This is a genomic window from Streptomyces sp. rh34, assembly GCF_002551245.1.
In the GTDB taxonomy this organism is placed as follows: domain Bacteria; phylum Actinomycetota; class Actinomycetes; order Streptomycetales; family Streptomycetaceae; genus Streptomyces.
Window position 1 is genome coordinate 1 of the sequence record NZ_NTGZ01000301.1, and the last position, 8,404, is coordinate 8,404.

9 protein-coding genes are annotated in these 8,404 nt (G+C 71.7%); 5 read left to right on the forward strand and 4 right to left on the reverse strand.

The genetic code is table 11. The annotated features are described in order from the left end of the window. Positions 1–469, reverse strand: a 469-nt coding sequence (locus CR470_RS33125) for a PfkB family carbohydrate kinase (RefSeq protein WP_257138997.1), incomplete at its 3' end; no start/stop codon positions are given. Positions 470–602: 133 nt separating this feature from the next. On the opposite strand from CR470_RS33125, the gene CR470_RS33130 reads away from it, so the two are divergent. Next, positions 603–1,529, forward strand: a complete 927-nt coding sequence (locus CR470_RS33130; protein WP_097871156.1) for a sugar phosphate isomerase/epimerase family protein — start codon at positions 603–605, stop codon at positions 1,527–1,529. Between the two features lie 48 nt (positions 1,530–1,577). Here CR470_RS33130 and CR470_RS33135 read toward each other — a convergent pair whose 3' ends face one another. Further along, on the reverse strand, positions 1,578–2,102 hold the full coding sequence (locus CR470_RS33135) for a DinB family protein (protein WP_179892454.1): 525 nt from the start codon (positions 2,100–2,102) through the stop codon (positions 1,578–1,580). A 247-nt stretch (positions 2,103–2,349) separates the two neighbouring features. Between CR470_RS33135 and CR470_RS33140 the strand changes: the two genes are divergently transcribed. After that, complete coding sequence (locus CR470_RS33140) at positions 2,350–2,541, forward strand: helix-turn-helix transcriptional regulator (RefSeq protein ID WP_097871157.1); 192 nt, start codon at positions 2,350–2,352, stop codon at positions 2,539–2,541. 42 nt (positions 2,542–2,583) lie between these two features. Here CR470_RS33140 and CR470_RS33145 read toward each other — a convergent pair whose 3' ends face one another. Together CR470_RS33145 and CR470_RS33150 are read right to left on the reverse strand one after the other, a co-directional pair. Beyond that, positions 2,584–3,336: a class I SAM-dependent methyltransferase gene (locus CR470_RS33145; protein WP_097871158.1), complete on the reverse strand. Its 753-nt coding sequence runs from the start codon at positions 3,334–3,336 to the stop codon at positions 2,584–2,586. A gap of 243 nt (positions 3,337–3,579) precedes the next feature. After that, the gene (locus CR470_RS33150) at positions 3,580–5,862 is read right to left on the reverse strand and encodes an MMPL family transporter (protein ID WP_097871159.1); all 2,283 of its coding nucleotides are present in this window, start codon (positions 5,860–5,862) and stop codon (positions 3,580–3,582) included. Between the two features lie 157 nt (positions 5,863–6,019). Here CR470_RS33150 and CR470_RS33155 point away from each other — a divergent pair, with 157 nt between their 5' ends. The 3 genes from CR470_RS33155 to CR470_RS33165 form a co-directional block, all read left to right on the forward strand. Next, positions 6,020–6,742 (forward strand): TetR/AcrR family transcriptional regulator, encoded by a 723-nt coding sequence (locus CR470_RS33155; protein ID WP_097871162.1) that lies wholly within the window; start codon positions 6,020–6,022, stop codon positions 6,740–6,742. A 148-nt stretch (positions 6,743–6,890) separates the two neighbouring features. Continuing rightward, entirely contained in the window at positions 6,891–7,208 is a 318-nt protein-coding gene (locus CR470_RS33160; protein ID WP_097871160.1) for a heavy-metal-associated domain-containing protein, read from the forward strand. A gap of 104 nt (positions 7,209–7,312) precedes the next feature. Beyond that, the coding region (locus CR470_RS33165) for a heavy metal translocating P-type ATPase (protein ID WP_143663925.1) at positions 7,313–8,404 on the forward strand (1,092 nt) is incomplete at its 3' end.

Consider the following 8,404-nt stretch of genomic DNA (forward strand, 5'->3'; position numbering starts at 1 on the left):
CCGCGAGGGCGGCCAGGGTCGCGGAGCGGCTCGGCTCGGCGCTGAGTCCGGTGCCCGTCATCCAGAAGATCCGGGCGTCGCGCACCGCGTCCAGGTCGAGATCCGGCGCGTGGATCTCCAGATCGGGGGCCTTGGGCCGCCGGTAGAAGTAGAGCGGAAAGTCGTCCGGCGGGAAGATCTCGCAGAAGGTGACCGGGGTCGGATACTCCTCCACGGCCGTCGCCCAGCGGGCGTCCACGCCGAACCGTTCCAGTTCCTGGTGGAGATACGCGCCGAAGGCGTCCTGTCCGGTCCGGGTGATCACGGCCGTCCGCCGCCCCAGCCGGGCCGCCGCCACCGCGACGTTCGTCGGGGAGCCGCCGAGAAACTTGCCGAACGTCTCGACGCGGGCGAGCGGTACCCCGACCTCCAGCGGGTAGAGGTCCACCCCGATCCGCCCCATGGTGATCACGTCGTACGGCTCAGGCATGCCCATCCCTTCGACCCACCGGTGGCCGGCTGGTCCCAGGTCTAGTCCCCTCCCGGGAACCCTGTCAACATTTTGTCCGGACATTCGGACGAACCCTTGACACTCTTCCGCACGGGCCCTGAGGCTGGGCGTTATGACCCCCTCCGTCCGCTCCTCGGACCGCATCCGTATCGGCTCGGCCCCCGACTCCTGGGGTGTGTGGTTCCCCGACGACCCGCGGCAGGTGCCGTGGCAGCGCTTCCTCGACGAGGTGGCCGAGGCCGGGTACGCGTGGATCGAACTCGGCCCGTACGGCTATCTGCCCACCGACCCGTCCCGGCTGGCGGACGAGACCCGCGGCCGGGGGCTCACGGTCTCCGCCGGGACCGTTTTCACCGGATTGCACCATGGCCCGGACGTCTGGGACCGGACGTGGGCGCATGTCGCGGACATCGCCGGGCTGACCCGGGCCATGGGCGCCGAACACCTGGTCGTCATCCCCTCCTTCTGGCGCGACGACAAGACGGGCGAGGTGCTGGAGGACCGGGTGCTCACCCCCGCGCAGTGGCGTGATCTGACCGCGCAGACGGAGCGGCTGGGCCGGGAGGTCCGGGAGCGGTTCGGGCTGCGGATCGTCGTGCACCCGCACGCGGACACCCACATCGACACCGAGGAGAACGTCAACCGCTTCCTCGACGCCACGGATCCGGACCTCGTCTCGCTCTGCCTGGACACCGGGCACTACGCCTACTGCGGCGGCGACAGCGTCAAGCTCATCGAGACGTACGGGGAACGCATCGGCTACCTCCACCTCAAGCAGGTCGATCCGGAGATCCTGGCGACGGTGGTGGCGGACGAGGTGCCGTTCGGCCCGGCGGTGGCCAGGGGCGTGATGTGCGAGCCGCCCGGCGGGGTCCCCGCCCTGGGGCCGGTCCTGGACGCGGCCCGGGCCCTGGACGTCGACCTGTTCGCCATCGTGGAGCAGGACATGTATCCGTGTCCGCCGGACAAGCCGTTGCCCATCGCCCGCCGCACCCGGGAGTTCCTCCGCTCCTGCGGAAGGCCCGGCGCCACGGCCTGAGAGCTCCTTGGCCCTCCGGGGCCCCGGGTCGCCTCCGGCCGCGCGGGGTCAGACTCCCGTGCGTCCGTCGACGCGTTCGCGGACCAGGTCGGCGTGGCCGCAGTGCCGGGCGTACTCGCCGATCATGTGGGTGTAGATCCACCGCAGCGTGACCTGCGCGCCCATGAACGGGCTGGTGTCGTCGAGCGCTCGGACCGCGCAGTTCTGCCGGGCCGTTGCCACCTCGGCCTCCCATCGCGCGAGCGCCTGCTCGTAGGTGGAGTCCTCGGCGAGATCCCAGCCGCCGTCACGGCCCTCGGCTCCGTCCCCGCCGCCGGCCGGAGGGGCGAAGAGCGGCGGGGCGTCCTCCTGCGCGAGCACGCGGCGGAACCAGTTCCGCTCGACCTCCGCCAGGTGCTGGAGCAGTCCGAGCAGGGTGATCGGCGAGGGCGTCGCGGACGCCTCGCGCAGGCCCTCATCGGACAGGTCCGCGCACTTCTGGGCGAGGGTGGCGCGGTAGAAGTCGAGCCAGCTCTCCAGGGAGGTACGTTCGTCGGCGACCAGCGGGGGCATCGGGCGTTCGGAAGTGCTCATGGCCTCCATCGTGGCAGCCGGGTCGGACAACGACCGCGCCCGGCGTCACCGGAGCCGGTTCATCCCTTCTGCCACAGCAGTAACCGTTTCGGCACACATATCTCGGTTGCGTGGGGTTTCTGTCACAGTCGGTCGACAGCCCCACGCCGCCTGCCGTCCGGGGTCGTTCAACCGAGCACAGGCTGAGTGATCGTCCGCCTGTGCTGCGGAGCGCAGCAGAGCAGCGAAGCGCTGAGAGGTGTCACTGATGACCGACGGAACGCTCTGGTCCTACAAGGACATTGCCGCGCACATCCAGGTCCAGCCGGACACCGTCCGCTCCTATCGCAAGCACGGGCTCCTGCCCCCGCCCGACCAGGTGAAGAACGGGAAGCCGTACTGGTACGGAGACACCGTCCGCGCCTGGGTCGCCTCCCGCCCCCGCAACCGGGGCCGCTGATCCCTCCTCGCACGGCGGCCCCGCCCGCACGGTCCGGGCCCGTCATTTCCGGGCGGGCGCCCGGAAGAGGGCCGTCCAGAGGAACGACTCCCCGAAGAGCGGGGCTTGGGGCCCCTCGTCGTTCATACGGCGCAGCTCGATCTCCGTCAGGCCGGAGAAGATCTGCCGCAGCGCCTCGGGCGAGTAGGCGAGTCCGCCCTGCAGACCGCCCGCCCGGTAGAGCTCGGCGTCCGGCAGCTCCGAACCCATCCCGCCCTCCCCGGCGGCGAAGCAGGTGAGCGCGAAGTGGCCGCCGGGCGCGAGGCAGCGCTCCAGGAGGGCGAGATAGCTGATGCGCCGGTGGGGCGGCAGGTGGTGGAAGCAGCCGGAGTCGTAGATCAGGTCGTAGGGGCCGTCCAGGGCGGCCCCTGCCGCCGTCAGGGCGAACGCGTCACCGCGGTGGAACCGGATGTCGCGGGCCCCTGCCTCTTCGGCCCGCTCCCGGGCCCAGGCGAGCGCCCCCGGGGAGAGGTCGACCGCGTCGACGTCGAAGCCGAGCGAGGCCAGGTGCAGTGCGTTACGGCCGGGGCCGCAGCCGAGCTCAAGTGCCCTGCCCGGGGTGATCAGTCCCTGGCGGAGATACGCGTCGAGGTTCTCGTCGGGCTTGTCCACGAAGAACGGCACCGGCTTCGAACGGTCCGCGTAGAAGTCGTCCCACCAGGCCGCCCCGCCGGCCGTCCACCGGTCCGCTCCCGGGGCGAACAGCCCGTCCATCAGCGCCAGCACATCGTCCGTCGTGGTCACGTTCCGGTCCATCCGGGCCCCCTTTTCCGATGGGGTAATTTTAGGCAACCGGAGCACGAAATCCCAGGTCAGCGACCTTTCACCGATGCCGCCGGCAAGCTTGTGGCGCCTTCCGGGACGGGTCGGGAGGCGGTCCCCCGACGTCCACCCGTTCGGTGTCCGGCAGGCCCACCAGAGCCCGCTCCGGGGGTGTTCCCGGCCTCCCCGAGGGCTGTTTCCGAACGGCTTTCCCGCCCTCGCGCCCCGGGGCGCCTGTCAGCGTCTCGCCGGTTCGGCGAGCTTCGCCGCATCCGGCCCGGGCTCCGCCTCCGTGGGGCCGGCCCGATCGCCCGGAGCCTGCGGAGCGGCGGCGCCGGCCGGGGCCGTGTCCCCTTCGCTGAGGCCGAACCTGCGGTGGAAGGCGCGCAGGGGCGCGGGGGCCCACCAGGTGGAGCGGCCCATCAGCTTCATCACCGCGGGGACCAGCAGACCGCGCACCACCATGGCGTCCATCAGGACGGCGAGGGCGATGCCGAGTCCCAGCATCTTGGTGTTGGTGACCCGGGAGGTGCCGATGGCCACCATCACGACCGCGAGGATCACGGCGGCCGCGGTGATCAGTCCGCCGGTGTGCCGGAGCCCGAAGGTGACGGAGTGCTCGTGGTCGCCCGTGCGGTCGTGTTCCTCCTTGATCCGGGATATCAGGAAGACCCCGTAGTCCATGGAGAGTCCGAAGGCGACGCAGAACATCAGGACGGGCAGCGTGGTCTCTATGTCGCCCGTGCTGGTGAAGGCGAGCAGCCCGGAGAGATTGCCGTCCTGGAAGACCCAGACCACCGCTCCGAACATCGCGGTCAGGCTGAGGGCGTTGAGCACGACCGCCTGGAGCGGGATGAGCACACTGCCGGTGAGCAGGAAGACCAGGAGCAGGGTGACCACCACGATGATCCCCACCGCCCAGGGCAGCCGGTCGGCTATGGCGCCCTTGGAGTCGACGAGGACCGCCGCCGCGCCCGTCACCGAGGTGTCCAGGGAGGGGGCGGAGGGCACGGCCCTCAGGTCCCGTACGAGCCGCTGGGTCTCCTCGCCGACGACTTCTCCCTCGGGCAGCACGCTGTAGTAGGCGACGGCGTCCCCGGTGACCGGACCGTCGACCCGCAGGACGCCGGGGAGCTGCTCGATCCGGTCCTTCAGGGTCGCGTAGTCGGCGGGGGATCCCTGCCCCTCGGCCAGCACCTCCAGGCCGCCGCCGGGGCTGCCGGGGAACCCGTCGCGGATGTGTTCCTGGACCACCCGGGACTGCGCCGAGGCCGGCAGCTGGCGGTCGTCCGCCGTGCCGAACTTGACGCCCAGGAAGGGCAGTCCGAGCAGCAGGAGCCCGACGGTGGTGACGATGGCGAAGACGGGCGCCCTGCGCATCACCAGCGCGGCCAGCCGTGCCCATCCCCGGCCGGGCGACGTGACGGCACCGTCGGCGGAGGACGCCTCCTTCCGGCGGAACAGCCGGCGCAGGTCCAGCGCGTTGATCCGGTGGCCGAGCAGCACGAGGGCCGCGGGCAGCAGGATCAGTGCGGCGGCCGCGGCCAGGAGGACCACGGCGATCCCCGCGTAGGCGAAGGACCGCAGGAAGTACTGCGGGAAGACGAGCATGGCCGACAGGGACACCGCCACGGTCAGCGCCGAGAACAGCACCGTACGCCCGGCGGTCCGCAGTGTCGTGCCCACCGCGGTCCGGGGATCCGCGCCGCCTGTCAGCTCCTCGCGGAAACGGCGGACGATGAACAGGGCGTAGTCGATGGCGAGTCCGAGGCCGAGCGCGGTGGTGAGGTTCATGGCGAAGACCGAGACGTCGGTGAACTCCGTCAGCCCCCGCAGCACGGCGTTGGTGCCGAGGATGGCGACGATGCCGACACCGAGCGGCAGCATCGCGGCGACGGCGCTGCCGAAGACCATGACCAACAGGACGAGCGTCACCGGCAGGGCGATCAGCTCGGCCCGCAGCAGATCCTCCTGGATGATCGTCTGCATCTCGTGCTGCACCGCGACGGGCCCGCCGAGGGAGACCGTCACCGGCCCCCGCTCCCCCGCGAAGGCGGGGGCCATCCGGTCGAGGGTCTCGCCCGCGGTCTTCTCGTCGCCCCCGATCCGGGCGGCGATGACCGCCTCGTGGCCGTCCTCGGAGCGCAGGGCGGGTGACGCGGTCTCCCAGTAGGACCCGATGCCCGAGATCCCCGGCTCCGCCCTCAGCCGCTCGACCAGGCGGGCGGCTTCGGCGGTCACCGCCGGGTCGTCGACGGTCGCGGAACCGCTGTCGACCAGGAGGAGCAGGTTGGGCTGGGAGGCGGGGAACTCCCGCGCCAGCACCTCGGTCGCGTAGGTCGACTCGGCGTCGGGGGCCTGCCAGCCGCCGCTGCCCATCCGGTCCGCGACCCCGCTCCCCGCGAACACGGCGAGCGCGGTGATCACCAGCGCGGCCAGCAGCGCGAGCCGCGGCCGGGCGGTGACGAACCGGGTCCAGCCGCCGGCCGGCGGCGGGGCGGAACGGTTGACTTCGGACATGGTGCGGTGTCCCCTTCACCGAGACCCGGGCGGCACAAGGCAGCATGGGTCGATCGTTGCCACTTACCCGGCAAACACGAGTAGTCGCTCGCGTTTCACCAGAATGCGAGCGATCATTCGTGTTTGTCAACCGCATCACGAGAGCTGGGGATTGACCGTGTCGGAGGCCAGAGCCACCAAGGGCGCCGCGGCGGACGGAGCGGACGGCGGATCCACCGCCGGCGCGGCCGACGGAACGCCGGGGCCCACCCGTCCGCGCCGCCGCCAGGCCCGCGGCGAGGCCCGTATCGCCCAACTGCTCCGGGCCGCCGCCAGCGTCTTCTGCACCAGCGGCTACACCGCGTCGAGCACCAACGCCATCGCCCGCGAGGCCGGAGTGTCGCCGGGCACGCTCTACCAGTTCTTCCCGAACAAGGAGGCCATCGCCGTCGAGCTGGGCGACCAGCTGCTCAACCGCTGGCGGGACACCTACGGCGCCGCCTTCACGCAGAGCCATATCGAGCTGCCGCTCGACCGCATGCTGGACGCCATCCTCGACCCGCTGATCGCCTTCAACTGCGAGAACCCGGCCTTCTCCGTCCTGATGCACGGCTCGGAGATCCCCGGCCGGATCACCGAGGAGCACGACACGCTGCACGCCACGATGCTGACGCGGGTCGAATCGGTGCTCGCCGACTACCTCCCGGACGTACCGGCCGCCCAGGTCCACCGCATCGCCGACATGGCCTTCATGCTCTTCAAGGCCGGACTGGACCTGATCATGGCCCACGAGGGCGAGGAGCGCGCGGCCTACGTCCAGGAGCTGAAGACGATCATGTTCCGCTACCTGGACCCCCTGGTCGGCGACGACGCGCCGCACCGGGCCCCGCGCGCACCGTAGGCGACCACCGGACCGGCACGCGGCACCACCGGGTCGCGTTGATACCCCCTAGGGGTATAGTATGAAAGTGACGGGATGCCGGGGAGTCCTCCGCGACCCCCTGCGCCCCGCCACACCGCCGAAACGTGTTCGCGAAGAGGAGAACGTCATGACCGCCGAGACCGAGACCCCCCAGGCCACCGGTTCCTGCTGCACGCCCACCGGTTCCTGCCACGACGGTGCGGCCGACGTGCAGATCGAGCAGCCCGGCCCGGTCACCACCGTCTACCAGGTCAAGGGCATGACCTGCGGCCACTGCGAGGGCTCCGTGTCGGAGGAGATCTCCGGGATCGCGGGCGTGACCTCGGTCGCCGCCGTCGCCGCCACCGGCCTGGTCACCGTCACGTCCGAGGCCCCGCTGGCCGAGGACGCCGTCCGTGCCGCCGTCGACGAGGCCGGGTACGAGCTCCTCGGCCCGGCCGCCTGAAGGCCGGTCCGGAGCAGCAGCACCCCGCGGGCCGTCGGGCGGTACCCCACCAGTCGATACTGGTGGAGTACGGCCCGATCTGCGTTGCTACAGGAGTTCCGGACATGGCCAGCACAGCAGCAGGCGGCCTCCCGGCCGCCGACGCCTCCCACGCCGAACTCGTGATCGGCGGGATGACCTGCGCCTCGTGCGCGGCCCGCGTCGAGAAGAAGCTCAACCGCATGGACGGCGTCACCGCCACGGTGAACTACGCGACCGAGAAGGCCCGCGTCACCTTCGGCGAAGGGCTGAAGCTGGGAGACCTCGTCGCCACGGTCGAGAGGACCGGCTACACGGCCCGTCCCGTCGCACAGCCGGAACGGAAGGCACCGGCAGAAGCCGAGGCCCTCGCCCCCTCGGCCGCCGCCCCGGACACGTACGCCGACCCGTACGCCGACGAGGCCCGCCGTACGGACACCGTCATGGACACCGCCACGAGCCCGGGCGCCGATGCCGCCGCGGGCCCGGCCCCGGAGCCCGCCCCGGAATTCGCCGCCCGGGACGCCGCGGCGGAGCAGGACGCCTCCGTCGGCGCGCTCCGGCAGCGCCTCGTCGTCTGCGCCGCGCTCGCCGTCCCCGTCGTCCTGCTCGCGATGGTCCCGGCCCTCCAGTTCGACTTCTGGCAGTGGCTGTCCCTCACCCTCGCCGCGCCCGTCGTCGTCTGGGGCGGCCTGCCCTTCCACCGTGCCGCCTGGACCAACCTCCGGCACGGCGCGGCGACGATGGACACGCTGGTCTCGCTCGGCACGCTCGCCGCGTTCGGCTGGTCGCTGTGGGCCCTGTTCATCGGCGGCGCGGGCATGCCCGGCATGCGCCACGGCTTCGACCTCACCGTCTCGCGCGCCGACGCCGGCTCGACGATCTACCTGGAGGTGGCGGCCGGGGTCATCACGTTCATCCTGCTCGGCCGCTATCTGGAGGCCCGTGCCAAGCGGAGGTCCGGGGCTGCGTTGCGGGCGCTGATGGGCCTGGGAGCCAAAGACGTCGCGGTACTCAGGGGCGGCAGGGAGGTCCGCGTCCCGGCGAACACGCTCGTCGTCGGTGATCGCTTCGCCGTGCGTCCCGGGGAGAAGATCGCGACGGACGGGACCGTGGTCGAGGGCTCCTCCGCCGTGGACGCCTCCATGCTCACCGGCGAGTCCGTACCCGTCGAGGTC